The organism is Crossiella sp. CA198, assembly GCF_052078295.1.
Classification (GTDB): Bacteria; Actinomycetota; Actinomycetes; order Mycobacteriales; family Pseudonocardiaceae; genus Crossiella.
Genome location: NZ_JBQJIM010000029.1, coordinates 65,567 through 87,414, shown reverse-complemented (window position 1 = coordinate 87,414; position 21,848 = coordinate 65,567). Strand labels below are relative to the sequence as shown.

The 21,848-nt window shown below is 68.9% G+C and carries 18 protein-coding genes; 10 read left to right on the top strand and 8 right to left on the bottom strand.

Annotated features, from left to right (window positions below; all coding sequences use genetic code 11):
* The first annotated feature begins 14 nt into the window (after positions 1 to 14).
* Positions 15 to 377 (top strand): metalloregulator ArsR/SmtB family transcription factor, encoded by a 363-nt coding sequence (locus ACTOWY_RS37500; RefSeq protein ID WP_441314328.1) that lies wholly within the window; start codon positions 15 to 17, stop codon positions 375 to 377.
* Positions 374 to 874, top strand: a complete 501-nt coding sequence (locus tag ACTOWY_RS37495; RefSeq protein WP_441314327.1) for an SRPBCC family protein — start codon at positions 374 to 376, stop codon at positions 872 to 874. The genes ACTOWY_RS37500 and ACTOWY_RS37495 overlap by 4 nt, the downstream gene beginning before the upstream one ends.
* A gap of 59 nt (positions 875 to 933) precedes the next feature.
* Here ACTOWY_RS37495 and ACTOWY_RS37490 read toward each other — a convergent pair whose 3' ends face one another.
* Complete coding sequence (locus ACTOWY_RS37490) at positions 934 to 2,175, bottom strand: glycoside hydrolase family 18 protein (RefSeq protein WP_441314351.1); 1,242 nt, start codon at positions 2,173 to 2,175, stop codon at positions 934 to 936.
* A 330-nt stretch (positions 2,176 to 2,505) separates the two neighbouring features.
* Between ACTOWY_RS37490 and ACTOWY_RS37485 the strand changes: the two genes are divergently transcribed.
* A complete protein-coding gene (locus tag ACTOWY_RS37485; protein WP_441314326.1) occupies positions 2,506 to 3,687 on the top strand; it encodes a serine hydrolase domain-containing protein in 1,182 nt (393 codons plus the stop codon).
* Between the two features lie 70 nt (positions 3,688 to 3,757).
* On the opposite strand, the gene ACTOWY_RS37480 is transcribed toward ACTOWY_RS37485, so the two are convergent.
* From ACTOWY_RS37480 to ACTOWY_RS37470, 3 genes are all read right to left on the bottom strand, one after another.
* Positions 3,758 to 8,050: a GH92 family glycosyl hydrolase gene (locus ACTOWY_RS37480; RefSeq protein WP_441314350.1), complete on the bottom strand. Its 4,293-nt coding sequence runs from the start codon at positions 8,048 to 8,050 to the stop codon at positions 3,758 to 3,760.
* 254 nt (positions 8,051 to 8,304) lie between these two features.
* Entirely contained in the window at positions 8,305 to 8,742 is a 438-nt protein-coding gene (locus ACTOWY_RS37475) for a PPOX class F420-dependent oxidoreductase (RefSeq protein WP_441314325.1), read from the bottom strand.
* A gap of 64 nt (positions 8,743 to 8,806) precedes the next feature.
* Positions 8,807 to 9,913, bottom strand: a complete 1,107-nt coding sequence (locus tag ACTOWY_RS37470) for a matrixin family metalloprotease (RefSeq protein WP_441314324.1) — start codon at positions 9,911 to 9,913, stop codon at positions 8,807 to 8,809.
* Positions 9,914 to 10,048: 135 nt separating this feature from the next.
* Between ACTOWY_RS37470 and ACTOWY_RS37465 the strand changes: the two genes are divergently transcribed.
* Together ACTOWY_RS37465 and ACTOWY_RS37460 are read left to right on the top strand one after the other, a co-directional pair.
* Positions 10,049 to 10,681, top strand: coding sequence for a TetR/AcrR family transcriptional regulator (locus ACTOWY_RS37465; RefSeq protein ID WP_247762469.1), 633 nt, complete (start codon positions 10,049 to 10,051; stop codon positions 10,679 to 10,681).
* Between the two features lie 985 nt (positions 10,682 to 11,666).
* Positions 11,667 to 11,891: a hypothetical protein gene (locus ACTOWY_RS37460; protein ID WP_441314323.1), complete on the top strand. Its 225-nt coding sequence runs from the start codon at positions 11,667 to 11,669 to the stop codon at positions 11,889 to 11,891.
* 2 nt (positions 11,892 to 11,893) lie between these two features.
* On the opposite strand, the gene ACTOWY_RS37455 is transcribed toward ACTOWY_RS37460, so the two are convergent.
* From ACTOWY_RS37455 to ACTOWY_RS37445, 3 genes are all read right to left on the bottom strand, one after another.
* On the bottom strand, positions 11,894 to 13,534 hold the full coding sequence (locus ACTOWY_RS37455; protein ID WP_441314322.1) for an AMP-dependent synthetase/ligase: 1,641 nt from the start codon (positions 13,532 to 13,534) through the stop codon (positions 11,894 to 11,896).
* An 8-nt stretch (positions 13,535 to 13,542) separates the two neighbouring features.
* A complete protein-coding gene (locus tag ACTOWY_RS37450; RefSeq protein ID WP_441314321.1) occupies positions 13,543 to 14,763 on the bottom strand; it encodes a lipase family protein in 1,221 nt (406 codons plus the stop codon).
* Positions 14,764 to 14,959: 196 nt separating this feature from the next.
* A complete protein-coding gene (locus tag ACTOWY_RS37445) occupies positions 14,960 to 15,556 on the bottom strand; it encodes a TetR/AcrR family transcriptional regulator (RefSeq protein ID WP_441314320.1) in 597 nt (198 codons plus the stop codon).
* Positions 15,557 to 15,919: 363 nt separating this feature from the next.
* On the opposite strand from ACTOWY_RS37445, the gene ACTOWY_RS37440 reads away from it, so the two are divergent.
* The 5 genes from ACTOWY_RS37440 to ACTOWY_RS37420 all read left to right on the top strand — a co-directional run bounded on the left by ACTOWY_RS37440 (position 15,920) and on the right by ACTOWY_RS37420 (position 20,322).
* A complete protein-coding gene (locus ACTOWY_RS37440) occupies positions 15,920 to 17,407 on the top strand; it encodes an AbfB domain-containing protein (RefSeq protein WP_441314319.1) in 1,488 nt (495 codons plus the stop codon).
* Entirely contained in the window at positions 17,404 to 18,471 is a 1,068-nt protein-coding gene (locus ACTOWY_RS37435) for a hypothetical protein (protein WP_441314318.1), read from the top strand. Before ACTOWY_RS37440 ends, ACTOWY_RS37435 begins: the two co-directional genes overlap by 4 nt.
* Before the next feature lie 120 nt (positions 18,472 to 18,591).
* Positions 18,592 to 18,897 carry a hypothetical protein gene (locus tag ACTOWY_RS37430; RefSeq protein WP_247762478.1) on the top strand — a complete coding sequence of 102 codons (306 nt, stop codon included), beginning with the start codon at positions 18,592 to 18,594 and terminating at the stop codon, positions 18,895 to 18,897.
* Between the two features lie 42 nt (positions 18,898 to 18,939).
* On the top strand, positions 18,940 to 19,716 hold the full coding sequence (locus ACTOWY_RS37425) for an EI24 domain-containing protein (protein WP_441314317.1): 777 nt from the start codon (positions 18,940 to 18,942) through the stop codon (positions 19,714 to 19,716).
* A gap of 84 nt (positions 19,717 to 19,800) precedes the next feature.
* Positions 19,801 to 20,322: a hypothetical protein gene (locus ACTOWY_RS37420; protein ID WP_441314316.1), complete on the top strand. Its 522-nt coding sequence runs from the start codon at positions 19,801 to 19,803 to the stop codon at positions 20,320 to 20,322.
* Here the strand turns inward: ACTOWY_RS37420 and ACTOWY_RS37415 are convergent.
* Positions 20,319 to 21,845, bottom strand: coding sequence for an acyl-CoA mutase large subunit family protein (locus ACTOWY_RS37415; RefSeq protein WP_441314315.1), 1,527 nt, complete (start codon positions 21,843 to 21,845; stop codon positions 20,319 to 20,321). The two genes, ACTOWY_RS37420 and ACTOWY_RS37415, sit on opposite strands and share 4 nt — an antisense overlap.
* Positions 21,846 to 21,848 lie beyond the last annotated feature (3 nt).

Genomic DNA, 21,848 nt, shown 5'->3' with positions numbered 1-21,848 from the left:
TTACGCTTCCGGTCGTGGATGAGGTGGCGGGCGCGATCGCCGATCCGGTGCGCAGGGAGATCCTGGTGCTGCTCCGGGACGGCCGGTTGTCCGCGGGCGAGATCGCCGGGCAGTTCGAGATCAGCCGGCCCGCGGTGAGCAGGCACCTGCGGGTGCTGCGGGAGAGCGGGCTGGTTCAGGACGAGCTGGTCGGCAGGCAGCGGCTGTACACACTTGATCCGCAACGCTTCCGGGAACTGGCCGCCTGGCTGGTCCAATTCGAGCGGCCGACCGGGTGGGAACACCGGCTCGACGCACTGGAAACCGAGGTCTACCGCACCCGCAGGGAAAGCCGTGCGCGGCCCCCTGCGGTGGAGGACAAGGAGAACACGGCATGAATCCGTTGCCCACCGGCCGGTTGTTCGGCACCGAGACCGGCGTCGATCTGGTGCTGACGCGCACTTTCCGGGCCCCGGCCGAGGATGTCTGGGCCAGCCTGACCGAATCCGAGCGCACCGCGCGCTGGTTCGGGCCGTGGACCGGGGAATCCGGTCCCGGGCGCACGATCAAGGTGCAGATGGTCTTCGAGGAGGGCCAGGGGTGGATGGACGTCCGCATCGACGACTGCGCCCCGCCCCGGCTGCTGAAGCTGAGCACCGTGGACGAGGTCGGCGTCTGGCTGCTGACCATTGAAGTGTCCGAAGTGGACGGTGTCACTGAGCTGAAACTGGTGCACCACCGGGAAAAGCGGGAGGGTGCCGGCGAGATCGGCCCTGGGTGGGAGTACTACCTGGACATGCTGGTCGCGTCCAGGGAGGGCAAGGCGCTGCCCAGTTTTGACGACTACTACCCGGCGCAGCAGGAGTACTACGAGACGCTGGCCGTGTCGGAGTAATGGAGACCGGGGTGGTCCCAGTGGTGGGACCACCCCGGTTGCCTTGGTGCGGCAAGGGATTAGCTGATGCCACCCTTGACCGCGGTGATCAGCTCGCCGTTGCTGGTGTCACCGGAGAGTTCCCAGAAGAACGCGCCGCCCAGATTCTGGGTCTTGGCGTAGGAACCCTTGCCGCGGATGGTGGACGGGGTGTCGTAGCTCCACCACTGGTTGCCGCAGTGGGCGTAGGCGGTGCCGGCGACCGTGCCGTTGCTGGGGCACTTGGTCTTGAGCACCTTGTAGTCCTCGATACCGGCCTCATAGGTGCCCGGCGCGGCCCCGGTCGCGGTGCCGCCCGGCTCCTTCTTGGTCACGCCGGTCCAGCCACGGCCGTAGAAACCGATGCCCAGCAACAGTTTGCTGGCCGGGATGCCCTTGCTCTTGAGCTTCTGGATCGCCGCATCGGAGTTGAAGCCCTGCTGCGGGATGCCGGTGTAGGAGGTCAGCGGCGAGTGCGGGGCGGTCGGGCCCTGGGCGTTGAACGCGCCGAAGTAGTCATAGGTCATCGGCAGGTACCAGTCCAGGTACTGCGCGGCGCCCGCGTAGTCCGCGGCGTCGATCTTGCCGCCATTGGAGCCGTCCGCGGTGATCGCGGCGGTGACCAGGTTATTGCCGCCGAACCGCTTGCGCAGTGCCTCGATCAGCGTCTTGAACGAGCCGAAACCGCTGGTGTCACAGGAAAGCCCGCAGGCGTTCGGGTACTCCCAGTCGATGTCGATCCCGTCGAAGACATCCGCCCAGCGCGGGTCCTCGACCAGCTTGTAGCAGGACTCGGCGAAGGCCGCGGCGTTCTTGGACGCCTGGCCGAAGCCGCCGGACCAGGTCCAGCCACCGAAGGACCACAGCACCTTGATGTGTGGGAACTGCTTCTTTAGCTTGCGCAGCTGCCCGAAGCTGCCCCGCAGCACACCCGGATCCCAGGTGTCGGCCTTGCCGTCGACACTGAGGTCGGCGGTGTAGGCGCGGTCGTAGTCGGCGTAGGCGTCACCGATGGCGCACTGGCCGTTGGTGACATTGCCGAAGGCATAGTTGATGTGGGTCAGCTTCGACGCGGAACCACTCGTGACGATGTTCTTCACGTGGTAGTTCCGGGCGTAGGTGCCCCACTGGGCGAAGTAGCCGATCACCTTGTTGGGCGCGGCCGCGGCCAGTGGCTCCGCTGCTTGTTCGGCCGCGGCGACCGGCGCCGCGATCGAGGCTGGGGCCAGGGAAGCGATCAGGGCAGCCGCTGTCGCGAACGCGGCCACGAGGGTTCCGGCCATGGTGCGCCGACGTGTACTGGTCATCTGTAACTCCGCAGGGGACGAGGTACAGGGGGCACGCTGGCGGCGTGCGTCACACGCTAGGTGGTTTAGACCACTAGGTCAACGGTTTCCTGCGCGACCCGGCCCGGCCCACCGTGCGGCCTCCCGTCGGCGAGTCCCGCGGAGTGCCCATCCGCCGCCGAGTTGGGCCAACTCGTACGCCCACTTGGCCCAACTCGGCGTACGAGTTGGCCCAACTGGTTCAGGAGGGGGTGGGTTGCGGTGCCGACGCGAGGGTGCGTACAGTGTGCGCAAGACGGGAACGATGTGCGCGACTGGGGAGTGAAGATGAACGAGGCGGGGCTGCGGCTGGTGCGGGAGCAGTTGGCGAAGCGGGTGGATTCCGGGGAGGTGCCGGGGCTGGTCGCGTTGCTCGGGACCGCGGATGAGACGCACGTCGAGGTGCTGGGGGACATGCATGTGGGGGGTGGGGCGGCGATGGCGGAGGACTCGATCTTCCGGCTCGCCTCCGCTACCAAGCCGATCATCGCGGCCGGGGTGATGGCGCTGGTGGAGGACTGCCGGTTGCGGCTGGATGACCCGGTGGACGAGTGGTTGCCGGAGTTGGCGAATCGGCGGGTGCTGGTGCGGCCGGACGCTGAGGTGGCGGACACGGTGCCGGCCCGGCGGGCCATCACGGTGCGGGATCTGCTGACGTTCACCTGGGGGTTCGGGGTTGATCTGACCGGCGCCGACACGCCTATCCGGCGGGCGATGGCGGAATTGGGGTTGCTGGTGCCGCCGTCCGGGTTTGAGCCGGATGTGTGGATTCAGCGGCTGGGGTCGTTGCCGTTGATGGCGCAGCCGGGGGAGAGGTGGCTCTATCACGTCGGGTCGGATGTGCTGGGGTTGCTGGTGGCCCGGGTGACCGGAGGGTTGCTGGGGGACTTCCTGCGGGAGCGGATTTTCGCGCCGCTGGGGATGGTGGACACCGGGTTTTTCGTGCCGGAGGACAAGATTGATCGGTTGCCCACCAGCTACGCGCACGATCCGGCGACGGGGGAGCTGGTGGTGTGGGATCCGGCCGTGGGGGGCAAGTACAGCAAGCCGCCTCGGTTCGAGACGGGTGGGGACGGGCTGGTCTCGACCGCTGCGGACTACCACGCGTTCCAGCGGATGTTGTTGCAGGGCGGGAAGTATCGGGGGGAGCGGGTGTTGTCGCGGGGGTCGGTGGCGTTGCTGACCTCGGATCAGCTCACGCCCGCGCAGAAGGTGGAGAAGGACGAGCTGAACGAGTTCTTCGGGGACCACGGCGGGTTTGGGTTCGGGATGGGGGTGCGGATCGCTCGGCGGGGGTTCGCGCAGGTGGGGCAGTTCGGGTGGGATGGCGGGCTGGGGACTTCGGCGCAGGCTGATCCGGCGGCCGGGTTCAGTGGGGTGTTGCTGACGCAGGTGGCGCAGGATTCGCCGGTGTCGCGGTTGCTGATCAAGGACTTCTGGACCGCGGCTTACCAGGCTATGGAGGACTGAGGCTGGGTAGGGCGAAGGGCCCTCCCGTTGTCGCTGGGAGGGCCCCTCGGTTGTTCAGTTTGCTAGCGGCTCACAGGTCCTGGCACTGGCCGGTCCGGGGGCCGGTGCCGGTGTTGTCGAAGCCGTTGTCCACCGGTGCGGTGGTGTTGCCCGCGCAGGTCACGGGGCCCTGGATGCCGCTGGCGGAGACCACGGGGGCCTCCTGGGCGGTGTTGCCCACCAGGGTCACCGGGCCTTCGATCCGGGTGGCTTCGATGCTCAGCTCGCCGGTGGTGCCGGTGATGCTGATCGGGCCGGAAACGTTGCTGTTGAACAGAACCACGCCGGCGGCGCCAGTAGCTGACAGCGGGCCGCTGATACGGCTGCCGTAGGCGTGCAGGGTGGCGCCGGGGGCGACGGTGACCGGGCCGGTGATCTCGGCGTCGCGCAGGACCGTGGTGCCCTCGGTGACCGTGAGCGGGCCCTCGTGCTTGCCGGTGATCTCCTTGCCAGGCTTGGCCGCCGGCTTGCTGAGGAACTCGACCTCGGCCAGGGACACCGTGGCGCCCGCGCCGCCGGTGATCTCCAGGCGGTACTGGCTGTACCGGCCGGGGTTGGCGACCTTGAACGCCCTGGTGTGCTGGCGCCACTTGAATTGCTCGTTCTTGCGTTCGTCGACCGTGGCCCAGGTCTTGCCGTCGTAGGAACCCTTCAGCACCCAGCCGCTCGGGTCGGCCTCGGCCTTGCCGGAGGTCAGGGTGTAGAAGGTGACCGGGTCGGTCTGCACCTTGGGCTGGAACTGCACCCAGCCGGTCTTGCCGGGGAAGGCGATCTCGGTGGCGGAACTGTTGTCCGTCAACGGGGTCACGTCCACCGAGGCGGTGCGGGTGCCCTCGGCGTCGCGCAGCGGCGCGGGGACCGCGCTGCCCTCGGTGATCGACTTGGGTGCGGCGTCCTTGTCGGTGCCCCACTTCGAGGGCTTGTCGCCCATGTCGAATTCCAGGGTGCCGCCCTTGGCGATCAGGTCATGCGGCAGGTCGGTCTTGCCGTAGTTGCGGCCGTTGACCTTCAGGCCCTGCACGTAGACGTTGCGCAGGCTGTTCTTCGGCGCCTTGATCACCAGGTCCTTGCCGTTCTCCAGGTGCACGGTGGCCTTGGTGAACAGCGGGGAACCGATGGCGTAGCTGGGATTGCCCATCTGCAGCGGGTAGAAGCCGAGCGCGCTGAACAGCCACCAGGCGGACAGCTCGCCGTTGTCCTCGTCACCGCCGTAGCCCTGGCCGATGGTGGACCCGGTGTACTGCCGGGACAGCACCTCGCGCACCTTCTCCTGGGTTTTCCACGGCTGGCCCACGTAGTCGTACATGTAGGTGATGTGGTGCGAGGGCTGGTTGCTGTGCCCGTACTGGCCCATCCGCACATCCCTGGCCTCGATCATCTCGTGGATGATCCCGCCGTAGGAGCCGGGGAACTCCGCGGTCTCCGGGGTGCTGAAGAACTTGTCCAGCTTGGCCGCCAGCTTGTCCCGGCCGCCGTAGAGGTTGGCCAGGCCCTGACCATCTTGGGGCGCGTGGAAGGCCATGTTCCAGGCGTTGGTCTCGGTGTAGTCGTGGCCCCATTCGCGCGGCTCGTACTTGTCCGGCTCGACCCGCCAGCTGCCGTCGGGCTTGCGGCCCTGGAAGAAGCCGACCTTCGAGTCGAACATGTTGACGTAGTTCTGCGCCCGGTTCAGGAAGTACTCGTAGTTCTCCTTGAACTCCTTGCGGCGCGGGTCATTCGGCTTGGCCTCCTCGTAGAGGGTCTTGGCCAGCACCGCGATGCCGTAGTCGTTGATGTAGCCGTCCAGGGCCCAGGACATGCCCTCACCGGTGTTGGTGGAGGTGTAGCCCAGGAACACCGAGGTGTCCAGGCCCTTGCGGCCCACGCCAGGGTTCGGCGGGGCCACGGTGGCGTTCTTCACCGCGGCGTCGTAGGCGGCGCGCACGTCGAAGTTGGTCACGCCCTTGCGGTAGGCGTCGGCGAAGGCCACGTCCGAGCTGGTGCCCACCATCAGGTTCGCGTAGCCGGGGGAGGACCAGCGGGAGACCCAGCCGCCCTCCTTGTACTGCTGCACGAAGCCCTCGGCCATCTCGCCCGCCTTCTTCGGCGTGAACAGCGAGTAGGCGGGCCAGGTGGTCCGGTAGGTGTCCCAGAACCCGTTGTTGACGTAGATCTTGCCGTCGACGATCTTCGCGCCGGTGCTCACCGGGGTGTCCGGACCAGTCGGCGGGGCCACCGGGCTGGCGTGCTTGAGGACCGGCTTGTCCTTGCTGCCCACGTTCTCGTGCCCGGAGTTCGGGTACAGGAACAGGCGGTACAGGTTGGAGTACAGCGTGTGCAGCTGGTCCTGGGTGGCGCCCTCGACCTCGATGACGCGGAGTTGCTTGTCCCACTCGGTCTGCGCGCGCTCCTTGACCGAGTCGAAGGTGTCCGAAGTGGACACTTCCAGGGCCAGGTTCTTCTTGGCCTGCTCCACACTCAGCAGCGAGGTGGCGATCCGCATGGTCACGGTGCGGTTGTCGGCCGGGGTGTCGAAGCGCAGGTACCCGGTGACGTTGTCCCGGCCCGCCCCGGTCAGCTTGCCGCCCGCGGTCGCGGGACGGTCGAAGGTGGCGTGCACGAACAGCCGGGTGGCGCCGGTGGACAGGCCGCTCTTGATGTCGGAGAAGCCGGAGACGGTGCCGGTGGCCGGGTCCAGGGTCAGCCCGCCGTTGTTGTTGACGTTGTCGAACAACAGGCTGGAGGTGTCCCCGGTGAAGGTGAACCGGAACAACGCCGCGTGGTCCGTCGGCGCGATCTCGGTCTTCATCCCGTTCTCGAAGGTCACGCCGTAGTAGTGCGCCCGCGCCGTTTCGTTGACGTGCTTGAACGGCAGGGCGCGCGCGGCGCGGTCCAGCTTCGGCGTGCCCTCGGCCGAGGGCATCACCTGGAAGGTCTGCCGGTCGCCCATCCACGGGCTCGGCTGGTGGCTGGCGGTGAAGGCCTGCAAGGTGGGCAGGTTCTGCGGGTTGTTGGCCTTGGCGTACTCATACAGCCAGCTGGTGGTGCCCGCGTTGGTCATCGGGGACCAGAAGTTGAAGCCGTGCGGCACCGCGGTCGCCGGGAAGTTGTTGCCCCGGGAGAAGTTGGAGCTGGAGTTGGTGCCGCGGGTGGTGATCACGTGCTCGGACGGCCGCTTGGCGCTGATCTTCGGCGCGGTGCCCACCCGGATGTCGTCCACCCAGCCGGAGAAGCTGGCCGGGCCGTTCGGGTTGTCGTAGGCCACCAGGATCCGCTTGATCGTCTTGCCCGCGGCGACCTTGCCGATCACCGACTGCTGCAGGTTCCACTGGTTGGTGTAGAGCACCTTGGAGGCGCCCTGACCGCGTGGCGACAGCTCGAAGCCGTGCTGGTCGGTGGCCTTGAGGTCACTGAGGTAGGTGCCGTCGGCGAAGGCCAGGTCCAGCGCGGCGTGCGTGCTGGGGTAGTTCAGGTCGCCGGAGACGAACTCCGGGAAGATCAGGTAGGACAACTCGGTGTCCCGGCCGACCTGGATGTCGACGTCGAAGACCTTGTTGTAGGAGTAGCCGCGGCCCTTGGCCTCGTGCGTGCCCAGGTAGCGGAAGGCACGCGAGCCGGTGAACCCGCTGTTGTTGCGCACGTTGTACCCGCCTGCCGGGCCCTTGCCCGCGACGGTGCGCATGTACGGCGGGAACTCGCCGTTGCTCGGCCCGGCCAGCTGCAGCTCGGCCAGCTGGATCAGCGACGCGCCGTTGTTCAGCGAGATGTCCAGGCGGTAGTGCTGGTAGGCGACCGTGTTGGTCAGCGTGAAGGTCTTGGTCTCGTGCCGCTTCGCGAAACTCTCGCCGGTCCGACTGTCCACAGTGGTCCAGTTGGCGCCGTCGTTGGAGCCCTTGAGGGTCCAGTCCTTCGGGTCCCGCTCGGCCGCGTCGTTGGCCGAGGAGATCGCGTACTTCTGCACCGCGACCGCCTCGGACAGGGTCAGCGAGACCCAGCCGGTGCGCTCGAAGGCCAGCCATTTGGAGGCCAGGCTGCCGTCGAAGAGGTTGTCCCTGACCTCACCGCCCGCGGTGTTCTCCGCGCTGGCCGCGGTGGCGGTGATCTTGTCGTTGACGCTGCCCGGGATGCTCACCGAGTCCGCGCCGGTCACTCCGGACGCCTTCGGTTTGCCATCCGGCCCGGTCTCGGGCGTGTCGGTCCACGTCGGCTGTGGCTCGCCTGCCTCGAAGGAGGTGGCGAACGAGGTGCCCTCCACTGGCTGCCCCTGGTCTGTCTCCGGTGGCGCCGCCAGCGCGACCGGGGACCCGGCCAGGCTCAGCGCCACGATGCTCGCGCAGACCAGCATCATCGGTGATCGTGCTGCGCGCACTTTGGTCCTCACGCTTCGAGTCCTCCGCCTGGGATGTCGGGGGGTGCAGACGGCTGTGCTGGACTCGACCCGGCACAACCCGGACGAAAGCGAAGCCCGGGACTGACATCGATGTCAAGAATTTCGTCCGGTCTTGTCAGCGCTCAGGCGGCGGTTGAGGCCGGACGGCTCAGTCCGTGGCAGTCGCTGTCATCCGAAGGTGTTGCGCCGTTCGGGTCGCGCCGTGGGCATCAGGGGCGCTCCAGCGCGCCCGGCCGGAACGGCTCCACCCCGACCACCCGGCGCACCCGGAGCGGCTCGATCACCAGGATCACCCGCCGCTCACCGGGGAGCAGCCACTCGTAGGTGTCGGTGCCGACGTACTTCTTCGCCAGCCGGTCCATGCCCCGCTCGGCGACCGTCCCGGTCACGAACTCCACCACCCGGCCGCGGATCTCCACCCGGTCGTAGGGGTTCTCCGGCGAGGTCGCCGACAGCGACACCCGGGGATCGCGCCGCAGGTTGTCCTCCTTGACCCGGCCCAGCGCGGTGTTGATCAACACCCGGTCCCCGTCCGCCTCCGCCCACATCGGCGTGACCTGCGGCGATCCATCCGCGTTGAGGGTGGCCAGATGCCAGAACAGCGGCTTGGCCAGCCACTCCCGCACCTCCGGACCGAGTTCTGCCACGTGTCTTCTCCTCCCGGACGGCGCTGGTCGCGCGGTGGGGCGGGCGGACCCGCCCCACCGGTCTTCACCAGTACATCAGTCCGACCCCGCCGAAGCTCCACGAGTAGTACAGCCGCAGCCGAACGAGGTAGCGCCTGCCCTGCACCAGCTTCGCCTCGATCAGCGCGTTCAGGTCGGTGCCACTGTCATCGTCACCGGCCAGGTACACCGGCTGGCCGTCGATCTCCTCGAAGAGCACCAGCACCGCGTCGCAGCCGCCGAAGGTGCCGATCTGGAACTTGCCGGTGGCCGCCGGAGTGATGCTGAAATCGGCCTGCTGACCGGCCGCCAGCTCCAGCTGCACGGTCTTGAGGTGTTCCAGCGCGGTCGGCGCGCCGGTCGGGGCCGGGTACCACTTGCGCACGAACTCCTTGTCCACCGGGGACAGCACCCCCGGCGGGCGCAGGCCACCGGAGTACTTGGCCGGCTGGCGGATCAGGCCGGGGCCGAAGCCGTAGTGCATGATCGAATCCGGGTCCCAGGACGACCCCGTCACCTCGTCGTTGGCCAGTTTGCGCAGGATGTTGTGGAAGATGGTCTGCCGGTCCCAGAAGTTCGGCGGACCGGACAGCGAGGCGTAGACCTTCGCCTCATCCCACTCGATGCCGGCGAACGGGTTCTGGTGCTCGTGCGGCATGCCCAGGGTGTGGCCGATCTCGTGCAGGGCCGTGGTCACACCGTAGTCGTCCTCGGTCAGGTCCCAGCCGAAGTTCATCGTCCGGTCGTTGACCCCGGCGTGCAGCACCACGTCCCGGCCCACATAGGACCAGGAGCCGTCGCCGTCCATGAACCCGATCCGCAGCTCCGACTGGGCCCGGTCCGGCACCTCCTCGAAGCGCAGCCCGATGCCCAGCTCCTGCCAGGCCCGGAAGGCCCGCCGCACCACCTCCCGCTGCGGCTCCGCGCCCACCCAGGAGACGAACCGGGTGCTGCCGTCGGAGAAGCGCACCTGCTCGCCGTCGGTGTCCCGGTCGAAGAAGTAGTAGTGCAACACCGTGCCGTTGGCCCATTTGGAGCGGGTCCGGAGTATCGCCCGCACCCGCTCCAGGTTCAGCCCCTCTGGCACCGAGGGGGCGGACTGGGCGCGCAGGGCGCAGTAGCGGAAATCGGCGGAATGGTCCTGTTCGGGCATGTCAGCGCCCTCCTCGCAATGACGGCCGAACCTCCATGGTCAGCGCGGACCCGCCGATCCGGTGCCCGCCATCGGAGTGAGCCGGGCGAGCTTGGTCGGTACAGTGACCCGGCAGCGGCGCACTGGAGGAGGGTCATGGGCGCGGGACCGGTGGCACGACGGGACTACGCGGGTCGCTCGGCCGCGGACCGCCGGGCGCAACGCCGGGACCGGATGCTCGCCGCCGGCCTGGAACTCTTCGGCACCGAGGGCTACGCCGCCGCCAGCATCGAACGGCTCTGCGCCCAGGCCGCGGTGTCCACCCGCAACTTCTACGAGGAGTTCGGCAGCCGGGAAGCCCTGCTGATGGCCTTGCACGACCGGGTCAACACCGCCGCCATCGAAGCCGTGCGCACCGCCTTCGCCCGGCTGCCCGAGGCCGGGCTGGTGGAACGCACCCAGCTCGCCGTGCACACCTACCTCGACGCCACCGCGCACGACCCCCGGCTGGCCAGGGTCGCTTACGTCGAGGTGGTCGGGGTCAGCGCCGAGGTCGAGCGCTACCGAGCAGGCTGGCGGGAACGCTGGATCGACCTCCTGGAAGCCGAGGCACACCGCGCGGTCGACCGCGGCGAGGCCCAGCCCCGCGATTTCCGGCTCACCGCGATCGCCCTGATGGGCGCGGTGAACGAACTCGTGCACCACTGGTCAGTACTCGGCGGCAACACACCAATCGAGGACATCACCAAAGAAATAGCCCGCATAGCCACCTCCCAAATCCAGCACTAACCCACCCCCCGCGCGCGTGTTGGCCGTTGTCGTACACCGAGTTGGCCGTTACGGACGCCGAGTTGGCCGTTGTGGGACGCCGTAGGCACTGCGGTCGGGCGAAGCCCGGGACAGGCGGCGGGGGTGGCTTTTCCAACATCCCCCGAGCGGTTCCCCATCCCCGTCAGCCTGGAGAGGACACACCGCATCCTGGGCAAGCGGCCTGCAACCTGCTTCCGCCCGGCCAACCCAACGCGACGGGCCGCTTGCCCAGGATGTGGTTTGGTATCGGAGGGCTGACGGGGATGGGGAACCGCACACGAGCACTGCTCTTGCTCTTCGTCTTTGCTCTTGTTCTTCCCCCCATCCTTTGATTCCTGCCCGTCCGGCGAGGACGAACTTGATCTTGATTTTGTTTTAGATCAAAACCCGAAGATCAAAAAAGGATGGCCTCGCCGGCCGGGCAGACCGCCGGAGGGGTGGGGCAGATCAAGAGCCGGGCCAGCGGGTTGCGGGGCGGGGTTTGTGCTGCCGGGGCCGGTTCCAGCGTGGCTCCGAGGGCTCGCGTGTTCTCCGTACGGCCTTCCGCCAGCCAACCACACCTCACCGAGCGGCCCCCGTTGCGGATTCGTGGGCAGGCGGCGGCAGGTTGCAGGGGCCGCTCGGTGAGGTGTGGTCTGCATGCTCCAGGCCGTACGGAGAACACGCGAGAGCCCTCGTCGTGGGGTTTCACCCCCAACCCCACCCCCCGCTCCGTCCCACAACGGCCAACGTGGCGTACGAGTTGGGCCAACTCGGCGTCCATAACGGCCAACTCACCGTCCATAACGGCCAACACTCGGATGGCGGTATGGGGCGCACTTCCGGATGAAATGCCGTGAATGTTGCCAGTTTCCCGTTGGTGTCGATCACTCATGCTGAATGCTCGTACGTATGAAGCTCTGTCCTGATTGCTTCGGTTCCGGCACCGTGCCCGACAAGGACTACGCGGCCTGCGGGAGGTGTGGTGGCGTTGGAGACGTCCCCGGTCAGCACTGAGTCCCCCTGCACCCTGTGCCGCGGCACCGGCTACTTCGAGTGGGCCCAGCCCGCGCCCGGACCCGGCGGCTCGCTGGAGCTGCGGCTGTTGCGGCATCCGTGTGTGCACGGCTGCTCGGGCTGGTGGCGGCAGCCCGCGGCGGAACGCGGCCGGGTGGTGGAGGGCGTCGCCACCGCGGTACTGCCGCCCTAGCTTCAGTTTTCCGGGTAGAGCGCGTCCAACTCGGCTGCGTAGCGGGCCGCCACCACCGCCCGCCGCAGCTTCAGCGTCGGCGTCAGTTCCCCGGTCTCCACGCTGAAATCCCTTGCCAGCAAGGCGAATCGGCGGATCCGCTCCGGCGGCGCGTACGCCTCGTTGGCCGCGGTCACCACCTCCTCGATCAGCGCGCGCACCCGTGGGTGCCCGGCCAGTTCCGTGGGTTCCGCGCTGATCTCCAGTTCCCGGGCCAGGTTCGGCAGTTCGTCCGGGTCCAGGGTGATCAGGGCGACGGGGTAGGGGCGGCGGTCGCCGTGCATGACCGCCTGGGAGATCCAGCGGCAGCCGCGCAGGTCGTTCTCCAGGTTGGCTGGGGTGAGGTTCTTGCCGCCGGCGGTGATGATGATGTCCTTCTTGCGCCCGGTGATCCGCAGGAACCCGTCCTCGTCCAGGGCGCCCAGGTCACCGGTGTGCAGCCAGCCGTCGATCACCGTGGCCGAGGTGGCGTCCGGGTTGTTGTGGTAGCCGGGGAAGACGTTCTCACCCCGGGCCAGCACCTCGCCGTCGGCGGCGATGCGCACCTCGATGCCGGGGAAGGGTTTGCCCACGGTGCCGAACTTCCAGGCGTCCGGGTGGTTGCCGCTGATCAGTGCGGTGGACTCGGTCATCCCGTACGCCTCGTACACCGGGATGCCGCAGCCGGCGAAGAACTCCAGCACGGCGGGCGCGATCGGCGCCGCCCCGGTCAGCGCCTCCCGCAACCGGCCGCCGAACGCGTTGCGCACCATCTCCGGGACCTGTTCCGCCGGTAGCCCCAGGGCTTGCACGGTGGTGTGCACCTTCTCGAACAGCCGGGGCACCGACGGCAGAATCGTCGGGCGCAGCGCGGCCAGGTCGGGCAGCAACTGCCGGATGTCGCCGCGGTAGAAGCCCAGCGTGGCCCCGTGTGCCAGGGTCAGGAACTGCACGATGCGGGCGAACATGTGCGCCTGCGGCAGATACAGGAACATCACGTCGCCGGGCCCGACCCGGACCAGTGGGCCGATCGCGTTGAGCGCGGCGTGCCAGTTCCGTTCGGTCAGCAGGCAGCCCTTGGGCGGGCCGGTGGTGCCGGAGGTGTAGATGATCGTGTTGAGGTCCGGGGCCGGCGGAGCCGCGCGCACCCCACGAGCACGCAGTTCCGCCAGCGAGACCGCCCCCGGCACCTCGGTGAAGCTCACGATGTGCTGTAGCGCCGGGAGTTCCGGCCGCAACCCGGCCACCCGGTCCACCTGCGCCGCGTTGCCGCAGAAGACCAGTTTCGCCCCGGAATCACCCAGCACCCAGGCGCATTCCGGTGCGGAGTTGGTGGGGTAGACCGGCACCACCACCGCGCCGATCGCGGCGATGGCCAGGTCGGCCACCGTCCACTCCGGACCGGTCTCGGCCAGCACCGCGACCCGGTCGCCGGGGCCGATGCCGATGCCGGTGCCGGTGAGGCCGTCGGCGGTGGCGCGGACCGCTCCCGCGAGTCCGGCGTAGGACAGGTCCTGCCAGTCGCCGTCCCGGTGGAACCGCAGTGCGGGCGCGTCGCCGTAGACCTCGCCAGCCCAGGCGGCCAGGTCGGCGATCGCGGGATAGGTCCGCGTCACGTCAGCCATCCCCTCACTCAGCAGTTGCTCGGTGCCGGACGGTTGCCAAATCGGTCGGCCAGCCAGTGCACCGCACCGGGCGCGCCGGTGACGGCCAGGCTGATGTGCTCGCTCAGCAGGCTTTCCCGCAGCTGCACCCGCACCCCGCGCGAGCACCAGCCGCGAACCAGCTGCCGGGCGTCGTTGATCGGCATGAACTCGTCGTTGACCGATTGGTAGACATAGGCCGGAATCGCCGGGGTGCCGGTGCCCAGTCTGTTGTGCGCCAGCACCTTCTGGAACTGCGGCAGCTGGATCGGATCGGGCACCTCGGTGAACTCGCTGATCCGGTGGAAGGCGTAGGGCGGCGTCCACTGCGCGTGGCACTGATTGCGCACCTCGGCGAAAGCCTTGCGGCCCTTGGCGTTGAGCACCTTTTCCAGCCGCATCTCCGGATGCGCGGTGTCCAGTCCGATCGCGGCGGCCAGGAAGAAGCCGAAGAACGGGCCGCCGTCGATCTTGTAGCCGACGTTGCCGATGTCCCTGGGCACCCCGCCCGCGGCCACCCCGCGCACGTTCAGCTCCGGCGCGTACCCCGGTTGCAGCTCGGCCGCCCAGGAGGAGGCCAGGCCGCCTTCGGAGTAGCCCCAGATGCCGACCGGGCCCTTCGGATCCAGTCCGGCCTCGGGAAGTCGTTGCGCGGCACGGACTCCGTCCAGCACGGCGTGCCCGGTCGGTCGGCCGGCGGTGTAGGTGTGCGGGCCGGTGGTGGCCGAGCCCTCGTAGTCGCTGACCACGACCGCCCAGCCCTTGGCCAGGGCCAGGGTCATCAGCGCCAGCTCGTACTCGATCCCGGCCCGGAACCAGAACGAGGGCGCGCAGTTCGAGGACAGGCCGTGGGTGCCGATGTTGTAGGCCACCAGTGGACGCGGGCCGTTGGTCCAGGGTGTGTGCGGCACCAGCACGGTGGCGACCACCGCGTTGGGCGCGCCCTGGTTGTTCGTGGAGCGGTGCAGCACCTGCCAGGCACGCACCGGGAACGGCAGCACCAATGCCTTGGCCACGATCGGCCGGGAACGCAGGATATCGCCGGCGGCCACCGGCGGCAGCGGGGCAGGGGGACGGTAGAAGGGATCGGCCGAGGGCAGTGGCACCCCGGCCGTTTCGGCGTTCGCCGGTGCTGTGACCAGCGTGGACAGGGTCAGAACGGCGGTGAGCAGGCTGGTCAGTAGCGCACGACGACGGGAACTACTCGACATGTTCGCCCCTTTTCTCCGGGCGTCTGATAAGGGCTGTTGCCAGATGAACGGACCGTACCTACTCGCGCGTTAACTGACAAGACCCCTTACCGGATTGGCCCGGCAAGGGGTCTGCGCGTGATTTTGAGACAGCTGTGTCCCAAGTGCGGGTCAGCTGGAAACGAAGTCCATTGTGGACTGTCGGGTGTGGACTGGATCAGTCCTTGGCGAGCAGGCTGGTGAGCTGGCGGTGCAGCACCGCGCGCAGCCGCTCCGGCGGCATCAGGTCGGGGGCGGTCACCGCGTGCAGCACCATGCCGTCCATCAGCACGTGCAGCCGGTCCGCCTCCAGCTTCAGGTCCAGGCCCTCGGCCAGCATCCCGTTGGCCGCCAGCTCGTCCAGCAGGCGGCGGCAGGTCCGGGACAGGTGCTCGTGGCCGCCGCGGTTGATCCGCCGGGCCTCGTCGTCGACCAGGGTGCGGGAGAGGAAGGCCACCCACACCTCGGCCACCGCGCGCAGTTCGGACTCCATGGGCAGCATGCGTTCCAGGGCTTCCTGGGCCGCGTCCCTCGGGTCCGGCGGCAGCGTGCTCCTGGTGGGCGCCCGGCGCAGCACCTCGGAGATCATCCGCATCGCGAAGGCGAGCAGGTCGGACTGGGTGGTGAAGTAGTACTGCACCGAACTCGGCGACCAGCCTGCCTCGCGGGCCACGCTGCGCACCGAGGCGCCGTCGATGCCCTGCTGCCGGATCACCTGCCACAGCGCCCGGCCCAGCTCGCGGCGGCGCTGTTCGTGATCGACGACCTTGGGCACCGGACAACACCTCCCTGTGGCTACCGAACGAATACACCAGTGTCCGGTATCAGTGCGAGCGTACTGAATAAACTGTATGAAATGACTCCAAACGGGCCAAGTCGCACCCGCCTTGTTCTGCCGGTTTGGCTCCGGACGCCTACTGCCGGGGGCCAGCCGCCGCGCCGCCTTTCGTCGGGTCGTGATCAAGAAGTTGTCGTGGCGAGTAGGGAGATCGGACCTCTATGACTTACCGTGTCGATCAGGCAGTCGGTGTAAGGGGTTGTGCGGCAAGCGATAGGCACCGGATGGCCGCTTCAACCCCGCCGTTTGGCTACCTACCATGGTCCGACACGCGGCATGCTCGACCAAAGGGGGTCGGCGATGTGGTCTCGCCCTGCGCGCTGGGTCGCGTTCCTGGGGATCATCGGGCTCGCCTTCGGGCTGATCGCCGAGCCGATAGCCACCGCCCAGAGCGGTCAGGCCCCGACGTACACCTCCTTGCGGGCCTTCAACATTCCCAACGGGTACATCCGCCACGGCGGCGGCTGGGCCCGGCTGGACGACATCTACCCGCACAGCCCTGAGTGGGCGCGGGCGGACGCGACCTGGGCCGTTGTCCCTGGTCTGGCTGGCAACTGCGTGTCACTGGAGTCGCGCAACTTCAAGCGGCACTACCTGCGGCACCAGAACGGCAGGCTGCGCCTGGACGGCTTCCAGGACAGTCGCGGTTTCCGTGAGGACGCCACGTTCTGCCAGGTGTCCGGGCTGGCCGACCCCAACGCGGTGTCCCTGCGGTCCTTCCAGTTCGGCAACGCCTTCCTGCGGCACGCCGGCGGTCAGGTCTACCTGGCGGACAACGACAACAGCCCGCTGTTCCGGGCCGACGCGACCTTCCGGACCAGCTCGCCGCTGATCTCCGGGGTGTTCTACAACTCGCTGCTGGACCGCGGCGCCGATCCGACCATGGTGCGGCACAACAACGTCTACTACCTGCTGCAGGGCGACCAGTACAACGGCAACGACCTGGTGATCCGCAAGTCCGGCTCGGTGGAGGGCCTGCGGGACGCGCCGCCGATCGTGCTGTGGCGGCATCCGCAGTGCCCGGCCATCGCCTGCACCGAGGTGTGGGCGCCGGAACTGCAACGGATCCGCAACCAGTGGTGGATTTTCTTCACCGGCGCCTCGGACAACGGCAACGGCCGCAGTCATCGGATGTTCGCGCTGCGTGGCCGTACCGACGATCCTTCGGGTCCATACGACTATCTGGGTGAACAGCGGCTGCCGGACGGGCAGTGGGCCATTGACGGCGTGTGGTTCGAAAAGGACGGTCAGGGCTACTACGCCTGGTCCGGCTGGGACCGGGACTACGGCAACGCCAACGAGGTCCAGCATCTGTACGTGGCCAGGATGCACGATCCGATGACCCCGGCAGGCCCTCGGGTCAAGATCTCCTCGCCGACTCAGCGCTGGGAGACCCGGCCCAACCACGCGAACGTGCTGCTCAACGAAGGCCCGCAGCCGATCATCGGTCCGCAGAACCAGCTGTTCATGACCTTCTCGGCGAACGCGAGCTGGACCGACGACTACTGCATCGGCCTGCTCACGCTCAACGGCTCGCCCACCGAACCGGCCGCCTGGTCCAAGTCCGGCGACTGCGTCTTCCACGGCCAGGACAGCACCATCGCCCCTGGCCACAATGGATTCATCCAGGTCAACGGCCGCTGGTGGATCACCTACCACGCCAGGCAGTACCCGGGCACGGGCTGGATGGGCCGCAGTGTCCGGCTGCAACCGCTGTCCTTCAACGGGGCAGGCCAGCCGATCTTCGGCACCGCGGTCAGCGCGCACCAGCCGGTGCCGTTGCCGTGAGGCTGTTGCTGGGCAAGACCGTGTCCGTGCACTACGGACAGATGTACCTGCTGAACCGGGACAGCCCGTTCGACGGCGACCTGAGCGCGAGCTTCCGGGGCCAGTCCAACGGGCTGCTCGGCGCGGCCCGGCCCGAGCTGTTGTTCCTGATCACCGGCAGGCACACCGGCGAGGTGGGGCTGACCATCGAGCTGCACGACCAGCAGCCCCCGCTCGGCGAGGACTGGCCGGACGTGGTCGAAGCCTCGTGCGCGCTCACCGGCGACGATCCCGTGCTCAGCGAGTGGGGCGAACGCTGGTACGCCCTGGAGCTGCCGCCGGGGGAGTACCGGATCCGGTACTGCGCCCAGGGCATGGACGCCGCCAACGACGCGATCACCGAGGACGGCGTCGTGGACCGCTACCTGCTCCAGCTCTGGCCCGCCGAGCCCGCCCCTGACGCGGTGCTCCGCCAGACCAGCAAGAACGCCGCCTACTGGCATTCCGAGGCCCGCAAACTCCCGCCGCCGCCCACCCCGGCTCAACTCGCCGCCGAGGAAGCCCGCCGCAGCGCGGAGGAGCAGGTGCGGGCGGCGCTGCGGCAACGCCAGGAGGACATCCGCCGCTGGGGCGGCGAGCCGCCCAGCCCCGCGTTGCGGCACCTCAAGGGCAACGCCCGCAAGGTGATCCGCGAGCACCGCGAGGTGGCCGAGGCCCTCGCCGCCGCGCCGCCCGCCACCCAACGCGCGCTGGCCGCCACGCTGGCCCGCCAGGCATGCGCCGCCGCCGGGCTGACCACCCTGGACTGGATCACCGGCGCGCTGGCCGCGGTGGACCGCGGCGAGGAGCCCTTCACCGACTGGCGGGCGGCGGGGGAGCGGCTGCTCGCCGACCCCGGCGTGCCCAGCACGGTGGCCGTCCCCGGCGGCCTCCGGCAGCAGACCGCGGCCTTCGCCACCCTGCGCCTGGCCGTGCTGCCGGACCCCCTGGCCGCGGCCCTGGAGACGCTCTCGGCCACGCTGAGCACGGTCGGTCCCGACCACCGGGACGGCCTGCTCGCCCAGGTCCGGCACACCCTGTCCTGACGCCCGCGTCAACCCCGTTCGCCCGGATTTCACCTGACGGGGTGCAAGCCTTGGACCTGCGACGACGTCACTGGCAGCCCAGCTAAAGCGGCCTCGGGGACGTGGCCTATGTTTCTGCCCATGAGCACCGAGACCGCGCCGCGGTACATCCGGCTGAACGTCGAGCTGATCGTCGAGCTGACCGATGAGGGTGAGCTGAAGGCCGCTGCGCTGGAGCAGCTGAAGGCCGACACCGAGGTGTCGGAGGAAGCCCGCGTGGAGGCCATCGCCGCGCTGGAGGCCGACCCGGCCGACGCCCTGTCCTACTTCATCGACCCCTTCGCCGTGGTCAACGAGGCCCCCGGCATCGAGCTGGTCGAGGTTGGCTGGGACGGCGAGGTCACCGAGTACGACCCCGACGCCGAGGAAGAGGCGGACGAGGCCTGATTCGCCCTCCTGGCTGGATGTGACACCCCTACGATGATCGGTATGTCACATCCAGCCCAGGTCCCCGCCCCAGCCAAACTCGGCGTCCTCACCGGCCTCGGCTTCCTGGGCCGCGCGGTCGGCATCGCCTTCCGCAGCCCGAAACTGCTGCTCCTGGGCGCCATCCCGGCGGTGCTGACCACGCTGCTGATGCTCGGCGGCCTGATCACCCTTGCCTACTGGGCCGGTGACCTGGCCACCTGGCTGACCCCGTTCGCCGACACCTGGTCGGACTGGCTGCGCCAGACCACCCGGTTCATCGCCGGACTGGCCGTGGTGGTGGGCGCCATCGCGGTCAGCGTGGTCGCCTTCACCGCCATCACCCTGGTCGTGGGCAGCCCGTTCTACGAGCACATCTCAGAAACCGTCGAGGACAGCCTCGGCGGGGTGCCGGAGGCGGAGAAGGTCTCCTGGGGCCGGATGCTGTGGCTGGGCATCCGGGACTCGATCCTGCTGGTCGCGGTCAGCATCCTGATCAACCTGCCGCTGCTGTTCGCCGGGTTCATCCCGGTGGTCGGCCAGACCGTGATCCCGGTGCTGGTGGCGTGTGTGGGCGGCTGGATCCTGGCCCTGGAGTTCTCCGCGGTCCCGTTCACCCGCCGCGGCCTGACCCTCAAGCAGCGCCACCACATCCTGCGCAGGCACCGCGGCATGGTGCTGGGCCTTGGTGTGCCTGCCTACCTGCTGTGCGCCATCCCGTTCGTGTCCATCCTGGCCATGCCGATCGTGTTCATCGCCGCCACGCTGATGGCCCGCGAGGCGCTGTCCCGCCGCCCCTGACGAAAGTCTGGACCTGCGCTGACTAGCGGCTGCGTTCGCCTCCACCGGCCGTAGGACCCGGTCCCGGGGCCGTACGGTCTGGGCATGCGCAGTGAGGACGCGGCCACCAGGGCGATCACCCGGGTCTGGCCCGAGGTCGTGGTGGTGGCCGATTTCGCCAAGCGGCCGGATTACGCGGTCCGCGGCTACCCGCCCAAGGTCCCCGGCGCCCCACGGCGGCTGCATCTGTTGTGGATGGTGCCCGCGGTGCTGCTGATCGCGGTCGCGGTGTCGGCCTCGATCCTGGCTCCTGGCGGCTGGGATCGCAGTGAGCGCAAGCCGAAGGTGCGTGGGACGGGGCCGGGCGCGCTGGCCGTCGGCCTGGGTGAGGTGTCCCGGACGGTGCGCCTGGGTGGGATCAACCGGGAGCCGTGGCTGGCCGCGGGCGGCAACCGGGTGACGGTGTTCGTGACCGCCAACGGCGAGGTGCGCACGCTGTGGGAAGGCCGGTACGAGTCGATGCGGGTGTACGGCTCGCGGCGGCGACCGTTGCTGCGCCTGACCTTCGCCGATTCCTCCTCGATCGAACTGCCGCTGAGCCGGGCACAGGGCGCGCGGGCGCGTTAGAAAGCGGTGGTGGGCTGCCAGCGGCCGTGGATCTCCCGCAACCGGTCCACGATCTCGCCCACGGTGGCGTAGGCCTCCACCGCGACCACGCAGGCGGGCACCACATTCCCACCGGCCTTGGCCACCGCGCTCAGCTCGTCCAGGGCGTGTGCGACCGCGGCCGGGTCCCGTTCCGCGCGCACTCGTTGTACCGCCGCGACCTGTTCGGCCTCCGCGCCCGGGTCCACCGAGAAGACTTCGAGGGGTTCGGCGCCGGAGGGGTACAGGTTGACCCCGACCACGGGCCGTTCGCCGCTTTCCACCTCCACCGCGTACCGGTAGGCGGCGTCGGAGAGTTCGCGCTGGAACCAGCCGGAGCCGATGCAGGCCAGTGCGCCGCCGCGGTCCTCGATCTCGCCCAGCAGGCCCCAGATCCGCGCTTCCAGTTCGTCGGTGAGGGATTCCACCGCGTAGGACCCGGCCAGGGGGTCGACCGTCTCGGTCAGCCCGGTCTCGAAGGCCACCACCTGCTGGGTGCGCAGGGCCAGGGTGGCGGCGGCCTCGGTGGGCACGCCGAGTGCTTCGTCGTAGGCGCACACGTGCAGGGTCTGCACCCCGGCCAGTGCCGCGGCGGTGGCCTCGACGGTGGTGCGGGCCACGTTGTTCAGCGGTTGCTGCGCGGTCAGCGAGGATCCGGCGGTGAAGGCGAAGATCCGCAGCTGGTGCGAGCGCGGGTCGATCGCGCCGTAGTGGTCCCTGGTCAGCCGGGCCCAGACCCGCCGGGCGGCCCGGAATTTGGCGACCTCGCGGAGCAGGTCGATGTTGCTGGAGAGGAAGGTGAACAGGGTCGGCGCGACGTCGTCCACGCTCATCCCGCGGCGCACGCACTCGTCCAGGTAGGCGCGGGCGTTGGCGAAGGTGAAGGCGATCTCCTGCACGGCATCCGCCCCGGCCTCCCGGATGTGGTAGCCGCTCATGGCCAGGGGCACCCAGCGCGAGGCGTGTGCGGAGACGTGCTCGATGACGTCCACCGCGAGCTGCAACGAGGCTTCCGGCGGGAAGATCTGGGTGCCGCGCGCGATGAACTCCTTGAGCACGTCGTTCTGGATGAACAGTCCGAACGAGTTCGGGTCGACGCCGCGGCGTTTGGCCAGGGCCAGGAACATCGCCGCCCAGACGTAGCCGATGGAGTTCGCGGTGGTGCGCACCTGGCTGATGCGTTCCAGGGGGATGCCCTCCATCAGCGTTTCGATGTCGGCGAGTGAGTCGATGGCCACCCCGACCCGCCCGACCTCGCCGGCGGCCAGGGGATGGTCGGAGTCCAGGCCCAGCTGGGTGGGCAGGTCGAGTGCGACGCTGAACCCGGTCACCCCGGCGGTGAGTAGTTGCTGGAACCGCCGGTTGCTGGCCGCGGGGGTGCCGAACCCCGCGTACTGCCCCATGATCCACGGCTTCGGCTCGGCCGAAACCCCACGGGTGTAAGGGAATTCCCCGGGGTGCTCGGCCCCGTCGGGTGCGTAGTCCGCGCGCAGCCGCTCCACCACGAC

Bases quoted from the DNA above. Each gene is read 5' to 3' on its own strand.
- ACTOWY_RS37425 (WP_441314317.1), top strand. From the start codon at position 18,940: ATGTCACATCCAGCCCAGGTCCCCGCCCCAGCCAAACTCGGCGTCCTC.
- ACTOWY_RS37440 (WP_441314319.1), top strand. From the start codon at position 15,920: ATGTGGTCTCGCCCTGCGCGCTGGGTCGCGTTCCTGGGGATCATCGGG.
- ACTOWY_RS37485 (WP_441314326.1), top strand. From the start codon at position 2,506: ATGAACGAGGCGGGGCTGCGGCTGGTGCGGGAGCAGTTGGCGAAGCGG.
- ACTOWY_RS37455 (WP_441314322.1), bottom strand. From the start codon at position 13,534: ATGGCTGACGTGACGCGGACCTATCCCGCGATCGCCGACCTGGCCGCC.
- ACTOWY_RS37430 (WP_247762478.1), top strand. From the start codon at position 18,592: ATGAGCACCGAGACCGCGCCGCGGTACATCCGGCTGAACGTCGAGCTG.
- ACTOWY_RS37480 (WP_441314350.1), bottom strand. From the start codon at position 8,050: ATGCTGGTCTGCGCGAGCATCGTGGCGCTGAGCCTGGCCGGGTCCCCG.
- ACTOWY_RS37495 (WP_441314327.1), top strand. From the start codon at position 374: ATGAATCCGTTGCCCACCGGCCGGTTGTTCGGCACCGAGACCGGCGTC.
- ACTOWY_RS37470 (WP_441314324.1), bottom strand. From the start codon at position 9,913: ATGCCCGAACAGGACCATTCCGCCGATTTCCGCTACTGCGCCCTGCGC.
- ACTOWY_RS37490 (WP_441314351.1), bottom strand. From the start codon at position 2,175: ATGGCCGGAACCCTCGTGGCCGCGTTCGCGACAGCGGCTGCCCTGATC.
- ACTOWY_RS37465 (WP_247762469.1), top strand. From the start codon at position 10,049: ATGGGCGCGGGACCGGTGGCACGACGGGACTACGCGGGTCGCTCGGCC.
- ACTOWY_RS37420 (WP_441314316.1), top strand. From the start codon at position 19,801: ATGCGCAGTGAGGACGCGGCCACCAGGGCGATCACCCGGGTCTGGCCC.
- ACTOWY_RS37450 (WP_441314321.1), bottom strand. From the start codon at position 14,763: ATGTCGAGTAGTTCCCGTCGTCGTGCGCTACTGACCAGCCTGCTCACC.